This is a genomic window from Vibrio caribbeanicus ATCC BAA-2122 (assembly GCF_000165125.1).
Taxonomy (GTDB): Bacteria; Pseudomonadota; Gammaproteobacteria; order Enterobacterales; family Vibrionaceae; genus Vibrio; species Vibrio caribbeanicus.
The window spans coordinates 14,750-37,834 of record NZ_AEIU01000043.1 but is presented as its reverse complement, the minus strand read 5'-3'; the positions used below and the strand labels follow the sequence as shown (position 1 = coordinate 37,834).

Below are 23,085 nucleotides of genomic sequence, written 5' to 3'. Positions count from 1 at the left end.
CAAGGATACACCACTGCCTCATATTGTAGAACTTAGCATAGCTGACGCACTGCACTTTTTTTCTAATTTAAAACTGGAGGGACAAAAAGCGCAAATTGCTGAGAAAGTGATGAAAGAGATCAATGATCGATTGCAATTCTTGGTCAATGTTGGACTTAATTATCTCAACCTTTCTAGAAGTGCAGAGACGCTTTCAGGAGGAGAGGCACAACGTATACGCCTTGCCAGTCAAATTGGCGCAGGTCTCGTTGGGGTCATGTACGTTCTTGATGAGCCTTCTATTGGCTTACATCAACGAGATAATGAACGTTTGCTCAAGACCCTAACTCACTTGAGAGATCTCGGCAATACCGTCATCGTGGTAGAGCATGACGAGGATGCCATTAGGCTTGCTGATCATGTTATTGACATCGGGCCCGGTGCTGGTGTTCATGGTGGACAAGTCGTCGCTCAGGGTAAAGTGGATGACATCATAGCGACTCCAGCATCACTCACAGGCCAATATTTATCTAAAAATAAAGCAATTATCATCCCTAAAGAAAGAACTCGCAAAAACTCAAAAAGCATAGTGAGACTCAGTGGCGCAACGGGTAATAATTTAAAAAATGTTACTTTGGAAATTCCTGTCGGTCTGTTTAGTTGCATTACTGGGGTCTCAGGATCAGGAAAATCAACGCTCATCAATGATACTTTTTTTAAGATAGCGCACACGCAACTGAATGGTGCAACCACAGCCACACCAGCACCGTATAAAAAAATCGAAGGCCTTGAGAACTTTGATAAAGTCATCGACATTGACCAAAGCCCAATCGGTCGAACTCCCCGCTCTAACCCTGCAACTTACACCGGAATTTTCACTCCCATCCGAGAGCTTTTTTCAGGGACACAAGAAGCACGCTCAAGAGGCTATAAACCGGGTCGTTTTAGCTTCAATGTTCGCGGTGGACGTTGTGAGGCTTGTCAAGGTGATGGTGTAATAAAAGTAGAAATGCACTTTTTACCCGATGTTTACGTTCCATGTGATGCTTGTAAGGGTAAACGCTACAACCGCGAAACGTTAGAGGTTCGATACAAAGGAAAAACGATTGATGAAGTATTAGCCATGACGGTAGAAGATGCTCGAGCATTTTTTGACCCTGTTCCGGTTATCGCTCGTAAACTACAAACACTTATAGATGTGGGACTGTCCTATATTAGACTAGGCCAAGCTGCAACTACACTTTCAGGCGGCGAAGCACAACGAGTAAAGCTTGCAAGAGAATTATCCAAGCGTGATACAGGAAAGACGCTGTATATTCTCGATGAACCCACTACAGGCCTTCATTTCCACGACATTCAACAACTTCTTACTGTCTTACACCGACTGAGAGATCATGGCAATACGGTTGTTGTGATTGAACATAACTTGGATGTGATAAAAACATCAGACTGGATCATTGACCTTGGTCCAGAGGGAGGACAGGGAGGCGGCGAGATCATTGCAGAGGGGACACCAGAAGATGTTTCACTTGTTAAAGGATCGCATACTGCTAGGTTTCTTAAGCCTATGTTAGAATAGATTATTAATGGAGAATAAGTTTAGACCAGTGTGCCCTCACTGGTCTCATCGTTTAAGGTTTAACGATTTATGGCAACAACTCACGTAAGTGGTACTGAGCTTGAAATCCAAGCACCAAAGCTTCCTCTGACTAAGCCTTTTTTAGTCTCAATTGGAGTGACTTTTTTGGTGGCTATGCATATTTTCATGCCCAACCCAGGAGGCAGTGGACTTTCACTGTCTTTTAATGTCACTACTTGGCTCGCCATTAGTTTTGCTATTGCGCTCGGCTTGATACACACGATAGGTAGAAATTCTCTAAGATACAATAAATTAACCTGTGTACTTATTGCCTGTACTATTTTGCTGACCTTACCCGTTTTTTATACCTCATCTCAGCCTGAAACGGTTGCTGTCAGAATTTTAGGACTTTGGTCGGGGCTATTACTTTTTATCGTGCTGCAACAATTTCGTTTCAATAACAAACAGAAACAGCGTTTACTCTGGTTTATTTTGCTCGGTTCTCTGATTGAGACGATTTTTGGTTGGGTTCAATATTTACTACTAACACCCGGAAATATTTTGGGGTTTGACCCAAGTAATGACCTACCTTATGGCATTTTTCAACACCCAGATGTGATGGCCAGCTTTATTGCAACTGGTCTAATCTTGTCTGCATACCTTTTAACCCGACAGACAACAAAATACCAAAGCAAACTCAGCATTTTAATCACTCTCTGCTCAATGCCAGTTTTGGTGATTCCATTGCTTGTAGTGCTTCAATCACCCACTAGCTGGTTGTCTGCGATCTTATCTGTTTTACTACTCACACCCTATCTGTGGCGCTTTGCAATACGAAAGCATCTAGTCGCTTGGTTAGTAGGGTGCCTCATTGGCGTCATGATCGCTTTTATCGTTACGCTCTTTTCAACAAAAGTAACCGTGAACACCTCCACTGAGCCATCCCCCCTGTCCATTGCTACTTACAGCTTTCCTCAAAGCATTGATATGCTCATTGAGCGACCTTTTACTGGTTACGGGTATGGGCGATTTGAGTCTGGCTACATTATGTACACCGCTCGGCAACACCAACTCAATCAAAACTACCCTGCGGGGATCCCTTCTTTAACACACCCTCACAACGAGTTGCTCTATTGGTCGATTGAAGGTGGCCTTATTCCACTGCTCGCTATTGTGTTCACTTCAATTTTTATTCTGGCGCGTTTATATCAGACCAACAAAGGCAGTCGCCTAGCGACATTTGCGCTATTTTTACCTATCATTCTTCATAGCCAGATAGAATATCCATTTTATCACTCTGCAATACATTGGGTAACTCTGATCTTACTTGTTTACTGGGTCGACCAGCGTACAAACCGCTACTATCAGTTGAACCTGAGCGCTGCGACGCGCTTTATCGTGAAACCATTCGCTTTTTTTCTGCCCATCGCGACACTCCTATTTATGTTGAGTACTCTGCATACAAACTACGTGTTAACCCAATTTGAACAATCAACCGTTAAATCACGCGATTTGCTTGCTAACGTCACCAATCTAGCAGTCTGGAGCGAGCGATATGAATGGGATATACATGTAACCTCATTAAATCTTGGGCTGATAAAAAACAATACTCTGCTGGTTGAGAAATATGTTCATTGGAGCTTACCGATAATGAAGGAAAAGCCAAGACCTGCCTTTTATCGAAACCTTATCCTCGCATATCGTTATCTGAATGAAGAAAGTAAAGCAAATCAGGTATTGAGTGAAGCTCTTTTCTTGTTTCCCGATGAAGACTTTTCCCAAGTTACATCTATCGACTTTACTCTGGGAAATCCGGCACAAGACAGGCTCTGGCCTAATGAGGTAAGGTAAGCTTACCTCATTAACCGCCTTTTAACGAAGTGACTCTTCGAGTGCCTTCAGGCAAAGAGAAACATTTTCTCTCCTTGCTCCGTACCCCATAAGTCCAATTCGCCACGCCTTACCAGAAAACTCACCAAGTCCACCACCAATCTCAAGATTATACTGCTCAAGCAAATGACTGCGAACTTTAGCTTCATCAACACCTTCAGGCACATAAACAGTATTTAACTGAGGCAGCCTTGCATCTGCTTTTACCACAAATTCAAAACCTAATTTCTCTAACCCATCTCTCAATAAATTGTGCATATCTTGGTGCCGCCGCCACGCATGTTCCAGTCCTTCATTTTTAAGAAGAAGCAATGATTCATGTAGAGCATACAAGCTATTAACTGGGGCAGTATGATGATAGCTACGCTTACCCTCACCACTCCAATAGCCAAGCACTAAACTTTGATCCAAAAACCAACTTCTTACCTGAGATTGGCGCGATTTAATCTTTTCAATTGCATCAGGAGAAAAAGTAACAGGCGCAAGACCTGGAGTACAAGATAGGCACTTTTGACTTCCAGAGTAGACAGCGTCGAGTTGCCATTCATCGACTTTTAAGGTGATACCACCGAGAGAAGTAACAGTATCAACTATCGTTAGAATGCCGTGCTGTTTTGCGAGTTTTCCCAGTGATTCAGCATCACTACGCACTCCCGTTGATGTTTCAGCATGGACAAAAGCCAGAATCTTGATGTCTGGATGTTGCTTGATTGCCTGCTCCACCTTCTCTATGGATACAGGTTCTCCCCAAATATCATCAACGACTTCTGCAATACCTCCCGCTCGAATAACATTCTCTCGCATTCGCTCGCCAAAAACACCATTGCGACAGACAATGACTTTATCTCCAGGTTCAATAAGGTTAACAAAGCAAGCTTCCATTCCAGCACTACCCGGTGCTGAAATGGGGATGGTAAAATCATTCTCAGTTTGAAAAGCGTATTTTAATAACGCTTTTACCTCGTCCATCATACCAATAAATGAAGGATCCAAATGACCAACGGTCGGACGACTTAAGGCTTGTAGCACCTGAGGGGAGATATCCGAAGGACCTGGCCCCATTAGTGTTCTGCGTGGTGGAATAAAACTCTGGATTATCATGAAAACTCCTTTTTCAATGTCTTATAACTGACAAGCTCATCCTTACATTAATTGAATTTTACCTCAGTCACAAATACTAATTTTGATCAGGTCTTACCAGATTGTTTGGTGTAAAAAACATCAAAATACCATTGACATCAACACAACAAATGCGTTGAATGAGGAGGTGATAGATTCTATCACTTTGCAGTAACTCTGCAGAAGAGGAGCACTACCCAGGTATCTATGTTGTGGAACCGCAATTCCTACACAGCACAGTAGAGGGGGAGTAGTGCCGAGGTTATATCAAGTTGCTGGCTTGATATGGTCGGTTGCTAGGGCTGAATCCCTACAACTGTCATCAGACGATCTGATGATGAGCTTCTGAGGTCAGCGATTTACCTATTACCTCCGCGCTCCTATCTCTTCTCAGGTACAAAACATATCATTTGGCTAGTCACCGAATAATAGACTTTTTGCTTAAGGGAACAAACTGTGCAACGTTTTAATGTCGCTAAATTTGGTGGTACCAGTGTCGCAAACTTTGATGCAATGGACCGCTGCGCTAATATTATTAACAACAACCCCGAAACCAAGCTTATCCTCATCAGTGCCTGCTCAGGAGTGACGAATCTATTGGTCAACTTGGCAAGAGGAGTACAAGATGAGACTAAGCGCAATTCAATTATTCAAGAAATTTCTGGTATCCATAACGCCACAATTGAACGCTTCAGTGAACCACATCAAGTCCGCCAAGATATCAATCACATCACGCAACAAATTACCCAGTACGCTTACACAGCTGTAGACAAGCCCAGTAAACAACTGACTGATCAGTTAGTGGCCTGCGGTGAACTGATCTCCACATATCTTCTAACTCAATTAATGAATGAGCGCGGACTCCCTGTCAAACGCTTTGACATAAGGCAGGTACTACTTACTGACAGCAACTTTGGTAAAGCAGAGCCTCAGATAGAACAAATAGAAGCACTTGCACAAAAAAATCTGATCCCATTATTACGAGACCATATTGTCGTTACTCAAGGATTTATTGGATCCGATATAGCTGGCCATACCACGACTCTGGGAAGGGGAGGCAGTGATTACAGCGCAGCCTTGATAGCAGAGGCAATAAAAGCTGATGGGCTCGAAATTTGGACAGATGTTCCGGGTATGTACACAACGGACCCTAGAATTGTTCCTCAAGCCGAGCCGATCGCTGAGATCAGTTTTAGCGAAGCATCTGAAATGGCCAATTTTGGAGCCAAAATTCTTCATCCATCAACGCTTGTACCTGCCCTGAGACATAATATTCCGGTCTTCGTAGGCTCTTCAAAATTTCCAGAAAAAGGCGGGACTTGGATCAAAAAGCAAGTGGAGACCTGCCCTTCATTCCGCTCACTTGCCTTACGGGGCAATCAAACCATGGTGACTCTGCGTAGTTTAGATATGTTCCATGCCTACGGTTTTTTAGCCAAAGTCTTTGAAGTTCTGGCAAAACATAAAGTTTCTGTTGACTTAATCACCACATCTGAAGTCAGTGTCTCCCTAACTTTAGACCAAACAAACACATCAGGTGGGGCGCCTCAACTTCCTCCACTTGCAAGAGAAGAACTCGAGGCGCTTTGTACCGTTGAGGTTGAAAATAACCTCAGCCTTGTTGCCTTAATTGGCAATAAAATGCGTGATAAGAAAGGTTATGCCAAACAAGTATTTGGCACATTGGAAGATTTTAACTTGCGCATGATATGCTACGGTGCTAGCCCACATAATTTATGCTTTTTGGTCGAAGAATCAGTGGCCAAACAAGCGATACAGTGTCTACACAAAGAGTTGTTTGAAAACGTATAAAATATAGCAGCAAAGGCCGTCTGATAAGCCTTTGCTGACTCTGATTTTACCGAATTTCGCTTTACTCGCCTGCAACTTTCATCGATTCGAGTAATATTGAACCAGTTTGAATTTGTGAGCGAGTTTCTACATCACTGCCAACGGCAACAATCTGTTTAAACATATCTTTCAAGTTTCCAGCAATCGTAATTTCTGACACAGGAAATTGTATCTCTCCATTTTCAACCCAAAACCCTGCTGCGCCTCGCGAATAATCACCAGTGACCACATTTACCCCTTGTCCCATCACTTCTGTAACGACCAAGCCAGTATTAAGTTCACTCAGCATTTGTGTAAAATTTTGTCCGGTCGAGTTAATAAACCAGTTGTGGATCCCACCTGCATGGCCAGTTGGACTCATTCCCAACTTGCGAGCAGAATAGCTGGTAAGGAGATAACTTGCGAGCACACCGTCGGTAATTATCTCACGGTTTTCAGTCCTAACTCCTTCACTATCGAATGGTGTGGAAGCCAAGCCACGGAGAATATGAGGACGCTCTGAAATTTGCAACCAAGCTGGGAACACATCTTTGCCCAAATGGTCGAGTAAAAACGTTGATTTTCGGTATAAATTACCACCACTTATCGCCATAACAAGGTGACCAAGCAGCCCTGTCGCTACATCGGCTGCAAAAATGACTGGGTATTGCCCTGTTTTCAATTTTCGAGCATCGAGACGGTTAATGGTTTTTTCAGCCGCAGTCAAACCGACTTGTTCTGGACTCCAGAGCTCGTCTTTATGGCGCGCAATGGTGTAACTATAGTCACGTTCCATTTCACCATTTTGTCCTTGGCCGATAACACAACAGCTTGTGCTATGACGACTTGAAGCATAGCTGGCTAATAAACCATGGCTATTGCCGTAGACTTTCACGCCGTAGTGGCTGTCATAACTCGCACCATCACTCTGTTTAATCTTATCACCAAAAGACAGTGCTTTTTGCTCCGCAGCAATCGCCACCTGAGCAGCATAATCAGGGTCTGGGCTATCCGGGTGAAATAGGTCAAGATCAGGGATCTCTCCCACCATGAGCTCCTCCGGTGCAGGACCTGCAAATGGATCTTGTGAAGTATACTGAGCAATATCCAATGCAGCATCGACAGTTTGTTTAATCGCCTCTTCACTTAGATCAGAAGTTGAAGCGCTTCCTTTTCGTTGGTTACGGTAAACGGTAATACCAAGTGCACCATCGCTATTAAATTCAACGTTTTCGACTTCACACATGCGCGTAGAAACGCTCAGCCCTGTACTTTTACTGATAGCAACTTCAGCCGCATCAGATTTTTTAGCGGCCATTTCTAACGCTTTTGCTACTGCATTTTTTAATTCAACTTGCTGCTCAGCAACTTGTCGTCTTATATCCATACTCTGTCTATTTTTCAGATCAATTTTATTTAGAATAACAAGATTTTCGCTTTCTCCCCACGATTGTTGTTAAAATAGAGAAATAGATGCTCAATTTAAGGTAAAAAAATGGCTCGTAAGAATCAAAAAGCGCCATGGGAAGAGGAAGAAGAAATCATTTGGGTCAGTAAGACCGAATTGAAAAAAGACATGGAAGACTTACAAAAGCTTGGTGAAGAACTCGCAAGCCTTAAACCTTCTGTGTTGGAGAAGTTTCCGCTTAGTGAAGACCTTGCTGATGCGATAAAAGACGCGCAACGGTTTAAAAATGAAGCTCGCCGGCGTCAGCTTCAGTACATTGGCAAACTCATGCGTTTTGAAGATCCGGAACCATTGCAGGCAGCGCTAGATAAAGTACGTAATAAGCACTCGCAAGCAACCGCTGTTTTGCACAAGTTAGAAACACTTCGTGACAGAGTAATTGCTGAAGGAGACAGTGCTATCGGCGATGTCCTAGAACTTTACCCCGCAGCTGATCGTCAACGATTGCGTCAACTATCTCGTCAAGCAGCGAAAGAAAATAAAGCGGGCAAACCTGCCAAAGCTTCTAGGGAGATTTTCCAAATGTTAAAACAGCTCAACGAAGACAATCTCTGAATAATTACCCCTGGCAAGAAGTCGTAAACTTCACTTCTTGCCCCCTTTTACTCTGCGGCGCTAACAAACTCTCTCAACATGGTACTATGATGGTTTGATTGTAGAGCTCCTATAACGCCATTATCAGCAATGATGCCATTCGCCATAAACATAAAATGAGAAGCTATCGCTTTAGCATCACTCAAGTGATGAGTTACCATCAACACGGTAATATTATTCTCTGTTGCTAGGGCCTTAACTAAATCTAACATTTCAGCTCTTAAGACTGGATCAAGTGCAGAGAAAGGCTCATCCAACAACCAAATTTTATGAGGCTGTACAAAACATCGAGCTAAGGCAACTCGCTGACGTTGCCCCCCTGATAGTTGCTCGGGCAACCTATCTAAGTATTGAGCTATTCCGACTTGTTTTGCTGCTTTATCAATCTGCTGCTGTTGCTCAGCAGACAATTTTAAACTTGGTTCAAGCCCTAGACCAATATTTTGCCGAACACTCAAATGAGCAAAAAGGTTATGTTCTTGAAATAACATGGCAAAAGGCCGTCTTGATGGAACCTTGCCGACAACATCTTTTCCTTCGACCAAAATACGGCCTTTTTGAGGCTCTATAAACCCTGCCATGAGCGCGAGTAAGGTCGATTTTCCCGCACCGCTGGGTCCCATCAACGCAACAATATCTCCACTTGAAATCGTCGCATCAAAATGAAAACATTCGTTGTGGTATTCATAAGCCACATCATCGATTTTAAGCATGGTTTTTCCTGGTATTCGAGCGGAATAAAGTCTCGATCAGAGCAAAACAACTCAGGCTGATACACAGCAGTAACAATGAAACAACAGCTGCGGCTTCCATTTGGTAGCTGCCCAAAAGTTGAAACAAGTACAAGGGCAAAGTTCGAAAGTCTTGACTGCCAAACAATGCCACAGCACTCAAATCACCAAAGGCGAACATAAAGCTAATGGAAAATGCATGAGCTAGTGGTTTACGCAATGCTGGCCACTCAACAACTTTAAGACGATTGAGTCCACTAAGACCTAAGCTTGAACATAAATATTGGTATTGTTGCTCAACATGTAACATCGGCTGAGCCAACGTTTTGATGACATAGGGCAAGCCCATCATGGCATTCACGATAACAACAATTCCCATCGCCAGACTAAACACATCAGTGAACATTCGGAACAGCAAGAAAATACCCGTAGACAAGACTAGACCGGGTGTTACCAAAATAATCGTGCCGATCAATTCAATACCATTCGCACTATGAACCCGTGAGCTTAGACGAAGCCGACGACTCGTTATCAGTATTGCGACGCCGGATAAAAGTGCGATACTACTTGCCATTAGAGCGATCTGAATTGATGTGGTAAATGCATGCCAAAGTGAAGCACTACTTAGCACATCCAACGTTTGTTTATTCAAACCACTGAACACAACAACAATAAGAGGAGGGAGTACAAACAAGAGAACGGAAAAAATCCAAAAGCCATCCCAGCATTTCGATAACCAAGAATCTTTTTCATGGCGAGACTGAGAAAGAGATGTCCCTAAATTGACCTCAAGTGGCTTTGCCAGACTTTGAATCACAAGTGTCATAATACCACATAAAATAATTTGCCAAATCGCGAGTAACGCCCCTGTTTGTAGATCAAAATCAAATTTAATTGCTTGATAAATAGCAAGCTCTATCGTGGTTGCTTTTGGGCCTCCACCTAATGCCATTACCGTGGCAAAGCTGGTAAAACAGAGCATGAACACTAAGCCTGCAATATGAGGAAGTTGCTGCTTTATAAACGGCCACTCTACCCAACGGAATTTATGCCAGTGTCCCATACCAAGATGAGCCGATAACTTATGTTGCTCATGGGGAATTGACTCTAATGCCTGAAGTATAAGGCGAGTAGCGTAAGGTAAATTGAAAAAAATATGGGCAAGTAAAATGCCATTTAAGCCATAGATAGAAAAAGATGATTCATTACCGAAGTAATTTAGCCCTTGCACAAACAATCCACGATTTCCATAAATAGCCAATAGCCCAAAAACACCCACTAAAACGGGTAAAACGAGGGTAGATGCAAATAACTTGAGTAACAGAGCTTTGCCGACAAATCGTCGTCGAGATAAAGCATGAGCAATAGGTATTGCCAAACCAACACTAAATAGAGTTGATAACGTGGCTTGGTAGAAACTGAACTTAGTCACATGAAGGTAATAAGGCTCAGTAAATAACTGTGCGATATCGGCGGTAGAAACGTGCGTCAGTAGGGACCACAGTGCAGACCCTACTAAAAATATGATTGCTGCCGCAACCGCAAAACCAATTCTAGGAGTGGACAAAATGCAAACCTAGAAGGTTAACGCGTTTTGCCATTCACGCACCCAAGCTTTACGATGTTTAGCCACTTCATCAGAGCCAAACATCAGAGATTTACTTGGTAAAGCCAAACTGGCAAAGTCTCCGGGCATCTTCACATCGATAACAGGATACATCCAGTTACCTGTTGGAATCACACTCTGGAAGTCATTACTGACCACAAACGTTAAAAATTGATCAGCAAGCTTACCGTGACGGGTATTTTTGACTTTTGCAGCCACTTCGACTTGGGTGTAGTGACCTTCTTTGAAGTCTGCTGCAGCATACTTTGTCTCGTTTTCCACGATCATATGATAAGCTGGAGAGGTAGTGTAAGACAGTACTAAATCAGCCTCACCTTCTAAAAACATTGAGTATGCTTCAGACCACCCTTTTGTCACGGTGACGGTTTTTTTTGCAAGCTGTTTCCAAGCTTGTTCCACTTTGTCCCCATATACCGATTTCATCCAGAGCATAAGTCCTTGTCCAGGTGTCGAAGTACGGGGATCTTGGTAAATAACCTTTAGGTCATTTCTCTGTTCAACCAGCTCTTTTAAGCTCTGTGGTGGATTTTTCAACGCTTCTTTGTTGTATACAAAAGCAAAATAACCGAAATCATAAGGAATAAAGGTGGTGTCCGACCATCCATTCGGTAATTTGATATGGTTTGTATCCACATTATGTAGAGCCAAAAGGCCGGTTTTCTTTGCTTCAGCCATCAAGTTATTATCAAGCCCGAGAACAATATCAGCTTTGGTATTTTCACCCTCCAGACGAAGACGATTTAAAATGGACACACCATCATCCAATGCAACAAAATTTAAAGTACAATCGCAATGTGCTTCGAATGCCGTTTTGATTTTTGGGCCAGGGCCCCATTCCGAAGCAAAAGAATCATAAGTGTAAACAGTCAGGGAATTGTCACTAGCAAAGGCTGACATCGCACAACTGCCTACTAAAGTAACTATGGCACGACGGGTAAAAGATAAGGTTTTATTCACGGCTCGCTCTCTCCTTGTATGAGCGGCACAGGGTTTGAGGGGCCTGCTCAGAGAGACCAAACTCAATTCCTACGCCAGCATTATCTGGATCAGGTTTACGGGTCCCAAGAGTCTCTTGATCTCAGCCGATATCGTTATCGATATTTATGGCTCCCCGATGAGTAATGTGTGGATTGTAATCATTATTAGGCTCAATAGCTAGCCTAATCATAGCCAGCCTAATTCCTATGGTCGTAGCCCCACCGAGGAACTAAACCTTGTTCAATACCTAGATGATCCAATATTCGCGCAACCATAAAATCAACCAAATCATCGATAGACTTAGGTTGGTGATAAAAACCAGGGGCGGCAGGCATAATAGTCACACCCATCTTAGATAACCTATGCATATTCTCTAAGTGCAAGGTGGAGAAAGGTGTCTCTCTCACCACAAGAAGTAATTGACCCCGTTCTTTCATGACAACATCTGCTGCGCGCTCGATAAGATTATCAGATATGCCATGGGCAATCGCTGCTAAGCTTCCTGCAGAACAAGGACAAACAATCATTTGTTTCGGCGCTGCAGAGCCCGATGCCACGGGAGAAAACCAATCGTCTTTACCACTCACAGTAAGGTTAGCTGGATTACAGTTAAGCGACTCCACCAGTAGTGCTTTGGCATTTTCGGGATTCGCTGGGAGTTTCAAGTCATGTTCTGTAGCAAGTACTACTCTGGCCGCTGAAGATACCAGAAGGTGGACATGGTAGTCTGCAGCGATGAGACACTCCAACAAACGAATTCCATAAGGTGCCCCGGATGCACCAGTGAATGCCAGCGTTATCTCTTTAATTTGTTTTTTCATCTTTTTCTGAATTTTATTTGGCAAGCTCTGTTAATAGCTTAGTGTGTATATCGTCAAAACCACCGTTACTCATGACACATATTCGATCCCCCGATTGAACGAAAGTCGTCACAGCCGCAACAAGTTCTTCGATGTTATCTGATACCGCCGCCTCACCTCGACATTGACTGGCAACGTCTTCTAAAGACCAATTAATATTATCGGGCTGGTAAAGAAATACCGCATCAGCTTCATCTAATGAGCGAGCAAGCGAATTTTTATGTACGCCACGCTTCATAGTTGCACTTCGGGGCTCTAAAACTGCGATGATACGCTTCCCGCTGGCTTTATTACGTAAACTCTCTAAAGTCAGTTCAATGGCCGTTGGATGATGTGCAAAATCATCATACACTTCAACACCATTAACCATTCCTTTGAGTTCCAAACGTCGCTTAGTATTAATAAACGTATCCAATGCTTCACAAGCATGTAAGGGCTCAACACCAACATGGCGAGCTGCTGCAATTGCCATAAGTGCATTATTGATATTGTGATTACCTATTAGGTTCCAATTAACTGAAGCCACTTTCTTACCTTCAAAAAAGACTGCAAATTGAGAACCGTCAGCATGTTGTTTCTCGGCTTGCCAATCACCGCCAATACCGGATGATTCAGATTCACTCCAGCAACCACGACTGAGCACATCTTTGATTTCTTGGTCTTGCTGCGGAAAAAGGATTCTTCCTACACTAGGTACGGTTCTCACAAGGTGATGAAATTGGCGTTTTATCGCTTCCAAATCATCAAAAATATCGGCATGATCAAACTCTAAATTATTCATGATTAGAGTTTTGGGGTGGTAATGTACGAACTTCGAACGTTTATCAAAGAAAGCGCTGTCATATTCATCCGCTTCGACGACAAAAAAAACACTCTTTCCTAGGCGAGCTGACACACCGAAATTGCCCAACACACCACCAACTAGAAAACCGGGTTCATAACCACACTTCTCTAAAATCCAAGTCAACATGCTCGCAGTTGTTGTTTTTCCATGCGTACCTGAAACGGCCAGAACCCAACGGTCTTGAAGAAGAAATTCACTGAGCCACTGTGGCCCAGATACGTAGCGTATCTGTCGGTTCAAAACAAATTCAACACACGGATTGCCCCGGCTGAGCGCGTTACCAATAACAACCAAATCAGGTGCAGGTTCCAACTGTGATGGATCAAAGCCCTCGATAATTTCAATACCTTGAGATTCGAGTAATGTACTCATAGGAGGATAAACATTCGAGTCACTCCCCGTCACTTTATGTCCGAGTTGACGTGCGAGTAACGCAGCCCCTCCCATAAACGTACCACAAATCCCCAAGATATGAATGTGCATAGAACCTTTTCCCACCACAACGTAAATGATGCTTCATTATGGCGAGAAATAAAATAAAAGCGAATATCTTTGGCCATAACATTTATCACTTTTAAAGTAGCGCTGTTCATTCATCACAAATCACATAAAAAATGTAATATTATGTAAACAAAATTACGAAAATGAGATTTATATCGGTTAGTTTATTACCAATAAAAAGATATAACTTTTACAATCACCTCTGGGGTATTCTAAAACGGTCCGCGAGAGACCGACTCTACCTCACCCTATTTTATTACCAGAGACTTTTTTAAGGAAAACACATGTCTGGAATGCGTACCCTTGGCGAGTTCATCGTTGAAAAACAAGCGGACTTTCCCCACGCCAGCGGCGACCTATCATCTCTACTATCTTCTATCCGCCTAGCTGCAAAGATTGTTAACCGTGAAATTAATGCGGCAGGTCTTGGTGATATCACCGGTGCCGTAGGCACTGAGAATGTCCAAGGAGAAGATCAGCAAAAGCTCGATATCTATGCGAACGAGAAGTTCAAAGCAGCACTTGAAGCCCGAGATCAAGTTTGTGGTGTTGCTAGTGAAGAAGAAGATGAAGCGGTTGCATTTAACAAAGAGTTAAACAAAAACGCCAAATACGTTGTTTTAATGGATCCACTTGATGGCTCATCAAATATCGATGTGAATGTCTCTGTTGGAACCATATTTTCCATCTACCGTAGAGTCTCTCCCATCGGCACTCCACCTACAGAAGAAGACTTTCTACAACCAGGTCATAAACAAGTCGCGGCTGGTTACGTGATCTATGGTTCATCAACTATGCTAGTTTACACAACTGGCAACGGGGTTAATGGTTTTACATACGACCCCTCACTCGGTACATTTTGTTTATCACACGAGAATATGATGATCCCAGAAGATGGCTCCATATATTCTATCAATGAAGGAAATTATATCCGTTTCCCGACAGGCGTGAAAAAGTACATCAAGCACTGCCAAGAGAACGACCCTAGTGATAACCGCCCGTATACTTCTCGTTACATAGGCTCTCTGGTCGCAGATTTCCATCGTAATTTACTCAAGGGTGGTATCTACTTATATCCAAGTACTCATAGTCATCCAAATGGGAAACTGCGCTTACTGTATGAATGTAACCCTATGGCATACATTATTGAGCAAGCGGGAGGGATCGCTTCTGATGGTGTACAACGAATTATGGATATCAAACCGACAGAATTACATCAACGAGTGCCATTTTTCGTCGGCTCCCAAAAGATGGTCAAGAAACTAGAACAGTTTCTTGAAGTTAACCGAGATAGTGATTAGTCACTATTAATCAAGGAGCTGACACTATGTCAGCTCCTTGATTCTTAAACCTTCTGACACCAATCTCCCGAAGAGATCAGGACTTCTAACTGGCTTGCTTCTTGATAAAGATACATCCAAGCTTGACCAAAAGGTGTCTCGATAAGCTCCCTTCGATAAGTCACCGGCACATCTTCAAGTTGGTCAAGAGTCGCTAATGTATCGTCATCAATACCGTACACTTCCCCTGTAATCGTGTGATGCCCTTCTACAACTGCGGGGTAAGCCCCAAGGTCATATAAATTGTAGATGGGTAAGGTCGCATGAAAACCTAAAAAATCCGCATTGGTCAGCAGATGATGATGAGTTTGTCCTTGGCGTAAGGTCCCATACACGAAAACTAAATTTTGCATTAACCCAAATCCTTTTGCTTGCAAGTTTTATTAGAAATTTTAGTTAAACTCGAACTGATAAATTAAGTCCACAGCCCGTTCAACACCACTTATCGCATCTAGATATAAGTTGGTCATTAATCGGTAACGTACTGTAAACTCGCCAACAGAATCAAAAATACCCACACCATATTTCACTTGTAAACCAGGTAATATGTAGCCACTCACGGTCACTTGGGATTCATTACCAGCACCTTTCGTGTCGAACTGTAGATTCTGAACGCCGAATGCTTCTCCAATTCTCCCGACCACCTGACCACTTTGAGCTAAGCTTAACCCAATCAGAGTTGTCGCGACTGCATTACCTCCCGTTTCCCCATCAATGTCTTGGCCACGCAGCAGATAAGAAAGCGCTCTGGCCTGAGACATCGAAGGATCTGAAAATATTTCTACTTTAGGTTGATTGGCAGGACCAGTTACTCGGACACCCGCTGTCACATCACCTTGAGTATTGTCAGGATTCCTGATCGCTTTGATTTGAACGAACGGCTGGTCTACCGGCCCATTCATCAAAATTTTTCCTTCTTCAATGATAAGATCTTGCCCAAAGGAGCGGTAAGACCCTTCTTGAATATTCACTTCACCTATAACATAAGGCACCAAATCCCGCTGAGAAACATTCAACTGTCCGGTTAGACGCCCTTCTAAACCAAAAGCTGACAGTTGAAACTCATCACCTAGTCTGATGTTAATGTCAGACTCAACTTCAAAGGGAAAGCCATGATGAGTTTCTAGAGGCTTTAAGTTCTTATCCAGTATTACTTGATCTTTAGAGATACCGATCGCGTCAGGAGGTAGCTCTTCTACGATGATCTTGCCCCACGGTAAGTCAATATTCCCCTTTATTTTAGCTGATTGAGGCGACAATGAGAGCACCATATCGGGTTGAACCTTCACTTTCGTCGTTGGAGGAAGGTTAAGTAATAACTCATCGGCAAACACCCTAATTGTCGATGACCAGTTTTGGGGCCGGCGCCAATCGGCTTGCCCAGTCACATGCAAGTCACCTTCCGGCGTGACCATTGTTGATGTCAATGATGCTTTATAGCCGGAAAAGCTCAGATTCATTTCACCTTTTTGTACTTCTATTGGCGACACATCGCCTTTAACTAGAATTTTTGTCAAAGACAAAACACCGTCAATTTGAGGGCGTTTGATCGGCCCTGAAAAGGCGGTCTTAGAATCAACAACAGCATTAATTTTATTGTAATCGCCCACAATCGGGGACAAAAAACTCAAATTAATATTATCGATGTTTGCCTCTCCATTGATTTTTTGATTGTCACTTTTCACATCGGGAATAGACAAACGCCCATAGAAATCTCCATTTTCAGTGAGATCAATTCTCCAATCGAGTGCTAATTTTTCCCCTTCAAGATCAATACTTGCCCAAATTGACTGCCAGCCAACTTGAAGACTTTGTTCAAATTTATGCTCAAAAGAGCCTGAATTGGCCTGAACAATGGCATGTATACTAGGTGAAGATGATGGGGACCATGAGAACTGACCACTAGCATTGACTTCTCCGTTAAGCTGAGAAGATTCGGGGAGCAAGTCTTGAAGTTGTCCTAATTCGAATCGCTGTAAGTTAAAGGCAATGTCACCTTTCGATCCGATAAATAGCGGTTTTTCAAAACATAGGGACGCCTCGGCCTGTTTCCAACAATGTGCTGCTGCATGAAACTCCTGTTCAACCGCCAGATAATTAAGTTGAGTTGGTGTGTCCAAAGACCACTGCTGACCTCTCATCGTCAAAGTGACCCGTTCAAGCGTTCCTTGCCAATTCAGAGACTGCTCTGGATGCATGACTCCTGAAAGCGTAAGGTCTGTATTCAATACGTCAGATAATGCTTCTAATTTGAGAGTATGCTGACCGTCCTGCCCACTCCCCCGAATCGTCAACTTTTCTAACCGATGCTCCTGATACTTGCCTCTCGAGAGATTTAACTCAAGATCACCAGAGAGATTCATTAATGACGAAAAGTGGCCAACTAACGCCGCTTTTTCTAGGCTAAATTGGTCTTGCCATTTCAGTCCTTCCGCTTTTAAATCAAGATCAACATTTGGATCTTTGAGTGCTCCTCTCATTGAAGCCTTACCACTCACTTGGCCACCTAAATTAGCGATTGAGGAACCTAAGTCAGGTATATTAATGCCGATATCGAGATGCCATAACTTATCTATTCGGCCGCGCACTTCGACATTATTGGCACCATGAGCGATAGTAATTCCTTGAGTACTGATTTGCAGATCGTCAATATTAGCCGTTCCACTTGCTTGCAGAGCTCCTGCAACGTCTAGAGATTGCTCCCTCACATTACCCGATATTTTTAGGTCTGATGCTTGTACAGACCATTTATCTTGTGATGTTAAACTTGCCAATAATGCTAACTTTCCGTCTAGCTCCCCTTTGGCCTCAGGCCAATAAAGACCAGGCTGGATATTAGAAAAAGAGAGCTGGGCATTCAGCACTAACTCTGGATCTAGGTTAATAGACAAAGGAGCCCTTATCTCCCCTCCTAACATTGTTAAACTCAACTGATCCAAGTCGATCCTCTCGGAATTGCCATTACCACTTGCCATAATGGATCCTTTAGGAATATCCGTCCCACTGATTTCACCTTTTAGATTCATCTCATAGTGAGTTAAGTTTCCTTGTAACCCCAAGCTATCGATATCTATGAGGTAGGAAGGCTCTCCGGCTAATGGCCAATGAGTTTGACCTTCGGTAAGATCGATATTAAATGGCATGTCGGGTGATAAAGGCTGAACTCGAGCGGATAGTTCTGCTTTTACAGGCCCCGATAACACAGAGTTCAATGTTAAATCTGCGATACTACCTTGCATACCAAGTTGCAGTGTTTGCCCTTCAAGATCTTTATTCAATATTTGGATCAGACCAGATAGCTCGATAGGATAGTCGTCAATCAAGTCTAGTTGAGCTTCTAACTTCGAAATTGTGTCAAAAGCTGAGACTTGCAAAGTCTTTATATCAACATGACTTCCATGCGCAGCACCAGAAAATTTCAGTTGTTCAACCACAACTGGAGATTCTTGCTCCAGAGTAAAATGCTCAAGGTGAAAATTATTGACAACGACTTTTATGGGAAGGACGACATCAGGCAATACTACCTCATGACTAGAATTTTTGTCGGGTGTTTGCTGAGTAGAAGGCGACTGCTTTTCTGAATCAACTATAGAAAGTGCCACATCGTACCAATCTGTATCGGAAAGGGTTAAGGTACTGTTCTCGAAACTCAGTGACGATTGTAAGGAGTGCCATTTGAGGGCTACACCCATAACATCAAGATTAACATTCTTTGCTAGAGCTTTATCCACGATGACCGGTATTGGTGTCGATACCACTTGAGTCGCTGCATCACTTTCTGCCTCACTCTGATTATTACTTTCCGAAAGCTCAACGCTCAAGCCGTCAATAACCGCCTCTTGAATGCATATTTTTCCCTGCAACAGGCAAGAGAGGTTGAGCTTGATGGCTGTATTGGAAATCTCAGTTTTTAATGACGCGGAGGCATCTTGATAAATAACACCTCTTAACTTAATCCCACTTGATAGCGAGCCTTTGTGCTCAGCAATATGAACTTGAGGCATGATCTTATGAGTTGTCCAAACAATAAAATTCAGGCCGGTATTTGTGGTAATCATTGTAAGTAAAAGGCCAGCCAGCAACATAATTACCACTAGAACAAACAACCACAACTTACTGATTTTATGAAGCATAAATGTTCTCATAACTCAGGACCAAGAGTGAAATGAAGTTTAAACTCACTCCCTTCAGAAGCATCAAGACCCCAAGCAAAATCAAGCCGAACAGCCCCAAGTGGTGACCCCCATCGAACACCAAAACCTGTACTACGCTTTACTTCGAACGAATCATTAAAAGCATCACCAACGTCATAAAATGCCGCTCCCCACCAGTCTTGATATATTCGGTATTGGTATTCAAGTGTTGAAGTAGCGATATATTTCGCACCTGTCAAAGCACCGCTGCTATCCGTGGGGGAGATAGACTTATAGCCGTATCCTCGTAAGTTACTATCGCCACCAGCAAAAAAGCGAAGTGAAGGTGGTAATTTATCAAAGCCCTCAGCAAAGTTTGCTCCCGCATCAATACGGAAAATTCCTCTGTGATTGTTTCCAATACTACGAATCCAGGCAGTACCAGCAAGTAAACGAGTTACTCGTGTATCCGATAATAGACTAGGGTCGCCGTATTCAATGGTTATATCTTGGCGGTCTGCCCACAATGGCATTGAATTTCCTCGAATTCGACTTCGAGAAAAAGACATTCCCAAGAGTAAAAATTGACCGTTATCATCTTGGAGACCCTGAGTATAATTCTCTGTCAGATATCGAGTGTAAGCTTTGGTATGCCAGCCATTATCTAAAATCCAATGTCTTTCAAAGGCGAGGTTTGACTGAATGCTATTTGTATCAGCGTCATGGCGACGTTTAATACCGAGTTGAATTCGATAAAAATCTTTCAGCACATCTTGCAAAGGTATGCTGTATCCTGCTTTCAAGGATTGTTCTGGGTCTGACAGAGACAGGTTACTATCAAAACTATGGCCTCTACTATTTACCCAAGGTTTTTTCCACTTCAAAGAACCACGCACGCCCACATCTGTCCCGTAGCCCAGTCCAGTCTCAATTTTATTTCTTGCTTGGGGAGCCAGCGATACTTTTATTGGCAACTCTCGTTCGTCACCGAGTTCACTTAAATCAGGCTCAACTAATACCGAGGAAAACCAATCCGTATTTGATAAACTTTGATTAAACTCACCCACTTTGGTGACATCATAAAATTCTTTTTTTTCATAAGGTGTTAATGAAACGACTCTATCGAGGTCAATTTGACTACCTAAAATTTGGGTATCACCAAACTGATAGCGAATTCCACTTTCATAGTGCAAAGAAACAAAAGCTTGATTGATGCTCGGGGCAACATCCAGTTTATGAACAATAAATTGCCCGTTAAAATACCCTTTTTTCAGTGCTAAATTTCGTAAATCTGACTTAAGCTTTTCATATAAGCCATGGTTTAAAATCGCTCCTTTATCAAGACCACTTTCTTCAATCAGTTGCTGAAATTCTTTATCTTGTTTTGCCTCACCTTCTATTAGCAGGTCCGACTTTTCGATAATCACTGGGTCGCCAGGATCTATTGAAATAACCAAATCGGATTTTTTCACTGAAAAATGAAACTTTGCATTGTAATAACCCAGAGCTTTCAAGGCATCACGGAAGCTACGCTCAAGCTGTGCTTGGAACTGGAGACTGGTTGAGTAGTCTTGTTCTGCTATGGACTGAAGATAAGCATCCACATTGTCCCCAAGCTCACCTTCAACGCCTTGTATTGATATATTCACTTGATTTGCAGAAGCTTTTGAGAAAAAAAACATTAGAATGAACAAGACTGGTAGAGCTTTTCGTATCATGCTTAACTAACTATCAACATCACATATATTCATCATACCGTCAGTATGCACAGATGTCTGTAATATGATGGTGAATTTAATAGCAGAGATACAGTAAGCAAGGTGAAAGCTATGCAAAGCAAAAACACACTGGTGACCAGTGAACAAGCATACCCGGGGCGTGATATACCAATAAAAATAAGTCGTCAGCACTTTGTAAATGGAAGCGATCCAACATCGGAGCCTGCTACGGGCTGCCAGAAAGTGCTGCTTGGTATGGGGTGCTTTTGGGGAGCGGAGCGACTCTTTTGGCAGTTGGATGGGGTGATCACAACCTCAGTTGGATACGCTGGTGGCTATACACCGAACCCAACTTATCAGGAGGTCTGTACTGGGATGACCGGGCATACGGAAATTGTGCGTATTGTGTTTGACCCTCGCGTAATCGACTTTGAACAGATCCTCAAGGTGTTTTGGGAAAATCACAACCCGACCCAGGGTATGAGGCAAGGTAATGATCAAGGAACGCAATATCGCTCAGCTATTTACGTTTATAGTGCAACACATTACCAGCTCGCCTTAGACTCAAAATTAGCCTATCAATCTGCGCTTGGCACAAACTACAACACTATTACCACTGAAATAGAGACTGACCAAGTTTACTACTTTGCTGAGGATTATCATCAGCAATACCTAGCAAAGAACCCAAATGGATACTGTGGCATTGGTGGAACAGGAATCTGTTATCCTCCAGAAAATTCATAACCCCTTTGTGTAACAGTCTGAGTTATTTGTGACAAAGCGCATCACTGAAGCTCTTAACGGTGTTAAATTTTTGCCGAGGATCACCTCGCAACTAGAACACTTATCGGTCACAGATATTTTCTGTATATAATCTTGGCAAACATAAAGAGGAACTTTATATATGAAAAATAAAACTCTGCTGGCAGTCATGCTTTCATGTACTCCTGTTATCGCCCTTGCACATAACCTCAAGCTCGGTGAATCCGTCCCTAATGCTGAGATAGCAAACTATGGTGAAGTAATTTTGGAGGGTAAAGAAACCAAGTTTACAAAATGGTCAACGCAAAATATGCTTGGTAAAGTACGCGTGATTCAGGCCATTGCTGGGCGTAGTAGTGCAAAAGAACTGAACGCTCCTATGATGGCAGCAATAACGGCAGCTAAATTTCCTGAAGAAAGTTATCAAACTACCTCAATCATAAATCAAGATGACTCGATATGGGGCACTGGCTCTTTCGTAAAATCCTCTATTCAAGACAGTAAAAAAGAGTTTCCTTGGTCTTCTATGGTTCTTGATGAAGACGGTGTTCTAGCAAAAAGTTGGGATCTTGCCGAAGAGTCTTCAGCAATTATTGTTCAAGATAAACAAGGTAAAATTCTTTTCGTGAAAGAAGGCGCCCTCACTCAAGATGAGATAAAGCAAGTACTGGCTTTAATCGAACAAAACTTATAAATTCTTCTAATTTCGGTTTTATCTTCCTCGCGGAGCTGTTATAACATAACAATTCCGCCGTTCTTTCTAGGATAATCTTTTGGCTTGGTCTCACTCAATAAGAATTCACTGTAAAGTGGCGACTCTTTGTTTGGTCGCCCTTATACTGTGGCTCAACTTTGCTTATATTGACCACCAATATGACTTATCTTCTGATCATAATCATAGCTGTCAGCTTCATGCTGTTGGATTACATGGAGTACTCTCGAAGCCTTGGCAGCCAACGTTCGATGCAGCCTTTAATTACGGCGCAAAAATATTAAACTACCCTTTTACTATTCTCTTCACATCTGTTTATCTCGCACGTTCACCACCTGAGTTTATGTTGTATTAATATATCTACAATCCAAGAACATATATCCACACAATCTAGATAATTATTTGAATATAATTTAGGAA

Annotated in this window: 18 protein-coding genes and 2 riboswitches; of the genes, 8 read left to right on the top strand and 10 right to left on the bottom strand. The window is 42.7% G+C overall.

The genetic code is table 11. The features are described from left to right. Window positions 1-1,558: excinuclease ABC subunit UvrA (gene uvrA / locus RH40_RS03865; RefSeq protein WP_009600039.1), on the top strand; the 1,558-nt coding region annotated here is incomplete at its 5' end. Between the two features lie 69 nt (window positions 1,559-1,627). After that, window positions 1,628-3,409: a PglL family O-oligosaccharyltransferase gene (locus tag RH40_RS03860; RefSeq protein WP_009600038.1), complete on the top strand. Its 1,782-nt coding sequence runs from the start codon at window positions 1,628-1,630 to the stop codon at window positions 3,407-3,409. 21 nt (window positions 3,410-3,430) lie between these two features. Here the strand turns inward: RH40_RS03860 and RH40_RS03855 are convergent, their stop codons facing one another. After that, window positions 3,431-4,549 carry a pyridoxal-phosphate-dependent aminotransferase family protein gene (locus RH40_RS03855; RefSeq protein WP_009600037.1) on the bottom strand — a complete coding sequence of 373 codons (1,119 nt, stop codon included), beginning with the start codon at window positions 4,547-4,549 and terminating at the stop codon, window positions 3,431-3,433. A 193-nt stretch (window positions 4,550-4,742) separates the two neighbouring features. Then, window positions 4,743-4,920: riboswitch (Lysine riboswitch) on the top strand. 160 nt (window positions 4,921-5,080) lie between these two features. Between RH40_RS03855 and lysC the strand changes: the two genes are divergently transcribed. Beyond that, window positions 5,081-6,379, top strand: coding sequence for a lysine-sensitive aspartokinase 3 (lysC, locus tag RH40_RS03850; RefSeq protein WP_050790424.1), 1,299 nt, complete (start codon window positions 5,081-5,083; stop codon window positions 6,377-6,379). Between the two features lie 61 nt (window positions 6,380-6,440). Here lysC and pmbA read toward each other — a convergent pair whose 3' ends face one another. Continuing rightward, on the bottom strand, window positions 6,441-7,784 hold the full coding sequence (gene pmbA, locus RH40_RS03845; RefSeq protein WP_009600035.1) for a metalloprotease PmbA: 1,344 nt from the start codon (window positions 7,782-7,784) through the stop codon (window positions 6,441-6,443). A gap of 108 nt (window positions 7,785-7,892) precedes the next feature. On the opposite strand from pmbA, the gene yjgA reads away from it, so the two are divergent. Continuing rightward, the gene (yjgA, locus tag RH40_RS03840) at window positions 7,893-8,420 is read left to right on the top strand and encodes a ribosome biogenesis factor YjgA (protein WP_009600034.1); all 528 of its coding nucleotides are present in this window, start codon (window positions 7,893-7,895) and stop codon (window positions 8,418-8,420) included. Window positions 8,421-8,467: 47 nt separating this feature from the next. Here the strand turns inward: yjgA and thiQ are convergent, their stop codons facing one another. From thiQ to mpl, 5 genes are all read right to left on the bottom strand, one after another. Next, on the bottom strand, window positions 8,468-9,172 hold the full coding sequence (gene thiQ / locus RH40_RS03835) for a thiamine ABC transporter ATP-binding protein (protein WP_009600033.1): 705 nt from the start codon (window positions 9,170-9,172) through the stop codon (window positions 8,468-8,470). Then, entirely contained in the window at window positions 9,165-10,760 is a 1,596-nt protein-coding gene (gene thiP / locus RH40_RS03830) for a thiamine/thiamine pyrophosphate ABC transporter permease ThiP (RefSeq protein ID WP_039954169.1), read from the bottom strand. The genes thiQ and thiP overlap by 8 nt, the downstream gene beginning before the upstream one ends. 6 nt (window positions 10,761-10,766) lie before the next feature. After that, window positions 10,767-11,714 carry a thiamine ABC transporter substrate binding subunit gene (thiB, locus tag RH40_RS03825; protein WP_050790423.1) on the bottom strand — a complete coding sequence of 316 codons (948 nt, stop codon included), beginning with the start codon at window positions 11,712-11,714 and terminating at the stop codon, window positions 10,767-10,769. A gap of 109 nt (window positions 11,715-11,823) precedes the next feature. Beyond that, a riboswitch (TPP riboswitch) is annotated at window positions 11,824-11,941 on the bottom strand. Between the two features lie 51 nt (window positions 11,942-11,992). Continuing rightward, complete coding sequence (locus tag RH40_RS03820) at window positions 11,993-12,616, bottom strand: flavin prenyltransferase UbiX (protein ID WP_009600030.1); 624 nt, start codon at window positions 12,614-12,616, stop codon at window positions 11,993-11,995. Between the two features lie 13 nt (window positions 12,617-12,629). Further along, a complete protein-coding gene (mpl, locus tag RH40_RS03815; RefSeq protein ID WP_009600029.1) occupies window positions 12,630-13,982 on the bottom strand; it encodes a UDP-N-acetylmuramate:L-alanyl-gamma-D-glutamyl-meso-diaminopimelate ligase in 1,353 nt (450 codons plus the stop codon). Between the two features lie 302 nt (window positions 13,983-14,284). Between mpl and fbp the strand changes: the two genes are divergently transcribed. Next, window positions 14,285-15,301, top strand: a complete 1,017-nt coding sequence (gene fbp, locus RH40_RS03810; protein ID WP_009600028.1) for a class 1 fructose-bisphosphatase — start codon at window positions 14,285-14,287, stop codon at window positions 15,299-15,301. Window positions 15,302-15,345: 44 nt separating this feature from the next. On the opposite strand, the gene RH40_RS03805 is transcribed toward fbp, so the two are convergent. Genes RH40_RS03805 through tamA form a run of 3 tightly spaced genes read right to left on the bottom strand, consistent with a single transcriptional unit; the run spans window position 15,346 to window position 21,191 of the window. Continuing rightward, window positions 15,346-15,693 (bottom strand): gamma-glutamylcyclotransferase family protein, encoded by a 348-nt coding sequence (locus tag RH40_RS03805; RefSeq protein WP_009600027.1) that lies wholly within the window; start codon window positions 15,691-15,693, stop codon window positions 15,346-15,348. Window positions 15,694-15,732: 39 nt separating this feature from the next. Beyond that, complete coding sequence (tamB, locus tag RH40_RS03800; protein ID WP_009600026.1) at window positions 15,733-19,473, bottom strand: autotransporter assembly complex protein TamB; 3,741 nt, start codon at window positions 19,471-19,473, stop codon at window positions 15,733-15,735. An 8-nt stretch (window positions 19,474-19,481) separates the two neighbouring features. Then, window positions 19,482-21,191, bottom strand: a complete 1,710-nt coding sequence (gene tamA, locus RH40_RS03795) for an autotransporter assembly complex protein TamA (RefSeq protein WP_009600025.1) — start codon at window positions 21,189-21,191, stop codon at window positions 19,482-19,484. 111 nt (window positions 21,192-21,302) lie between these two features. Here tamA and msrA point away from each other — a divergent pair, with 111 nt between their 5' ends. The 3 genes from msrA to RH40_RS03780 all read left to right on the top strand — a co-directional run bounded on the left by msrA (window position 21,303) and on the right by RH40_RS03780 (window position 23,020). After that, the gene (gene msrA, locus RH40_RS03790) at window positions 21,303-21,935 is read left to right on the top strand and encodes a peptide-methionine (S)-S-oxide reductase MsrA (RefSeq protein WP_009600024.1); all 633 of its coding nucleotides are present in this window, start codon (window positions 21,303-21,305) and stop codon (window positions 21,933-21,935) included. A 160-nt stretch (window positions 21,936-22,095) separates the two neighbouring features. After that, the gene (locus RH40_RS03785) at window positions 22,096-22,647 is read left to right on the top strand and encodes a YtfJ family protein (RefSeq protein ID WP_009600023.1); all 552 of its coding nucleotides are present in this window, start codon (window positions 22,096-22,098) and stop codon (window positions 22,645-22,647) included. Window positions 22,648-22,726: 79 nt separating this feature from the next. Further along, window positions 22,727-23,020: a DUF2607 family protein gene (locus tag RH40_RS03780; protein ID WP_009600021.1), complete on the top strand. Its 294-nt coding sequence runs from the start codon at window positions 22,727-22,729 to the stop codon at window positions 23,018-23,020. Window positions 23,021-23,085 lie beyond the last annotated feature (65 nt).

Bases quoted from the DNA above. Each gene is read 5' to 3' on its own strand.
- RH40_RS03860 (WP_009600038.1), top strand. From the start codon at position 1,628: ATGGCAACAACTCACGTAAGTGGTACTGAGCTTGAAATCCAAGCACCA.
- RH40_RS03855 (WP_009600037.1), bottom strand. From the start codon at position 4,549: ATGATAATCCAGAGTTTTATTCCACCACGCAGAACACTAATGGGGCCA.
- lysC (WP_050790424.1), top strand. From the start codon at position 5,081: ATGGACCGCTGCGCTAATATTATTAACAACAACCCCGAAACCAAGCTT.
- pmbA (WP_009600035.1), bottom strand. From the start codon at position 7,784: ATGGATATAAGACGACAAGTTGCTGAGCAGCAAGTTGAATTAAAAAAT.
- yjgA (WP_009600034.1), top strand. From the start codon at position 7,893: ATGGCTCGTAAGAATCAAAAAGCGCCATGGGAAGAGGAAGAAGAAATC.
- thiQ (WP_009600033.1), bottom strand. From the start codon at position 9,172: ATGCTTAAAATCGATGATGTGGCTTATGAATACCACAACGAATGTTTT.
- thiB (WP_050790423.1), bottom strand. From the start codon at position 11,714: ATGTCAGCCTTTGCTAGTGACAATTCCCTGACTGTTTACACTTATGAT.
- RH40_RS03820 (WP_009600030.1), bottom strand. From the start codon at position 12,616: ATGAAAAAACAAATTAAAGAGATAACGCTGGCATTCACTGGTGCATCC.
- mpl (WP_009600029.1), bottom strand. From the start codon at position 13,982: ATGCACATTCATATCTTGGGGATTTGTGGTACGTTTATGGGAGGGGCT.
- fbp (WP_009600028.1), top strand. From the start codon at position 14,285: ATGTCTGGAATGCGTACCCTTGGCGAGTTCATCGTTGAAAAACAAGCG.
- RH40_RS03805 (WP_009600027.1), bottom strand. From the start codon at position 15,693: ATGCAAAATTTAGTTTTCGTGTATGGGACCTTACGCCAAGGACAAACT.
- tamB (WP_009600026.1), bottom strand. From the start codon at position 19,473: ATGCTTCATAAAATCAGTAAGTTGTGGTTGTTTGTTCTAGTGGTAATT.
- tamA (WP_009600025.1), bottom strand. From the start codon at position 21,191: ATGATACGAAAAGCTCTACCAGTCTTGTTCATTCTAATGTTTTTTTTC.
- msrA (WP_009600024.1), top strand. From the start codon at position 21,303: ATGCAAAGCAAAAACACACTGGTGACCAGTGAACAAGCATACCCGGGG.
- RH40_RS03785 (WP_009600023.1), top strand. From the start codon at position 22,096: ATGAAAAATAAAACTCTGCTGGCAGTCATGCTTTCATGTACTCCTGTT.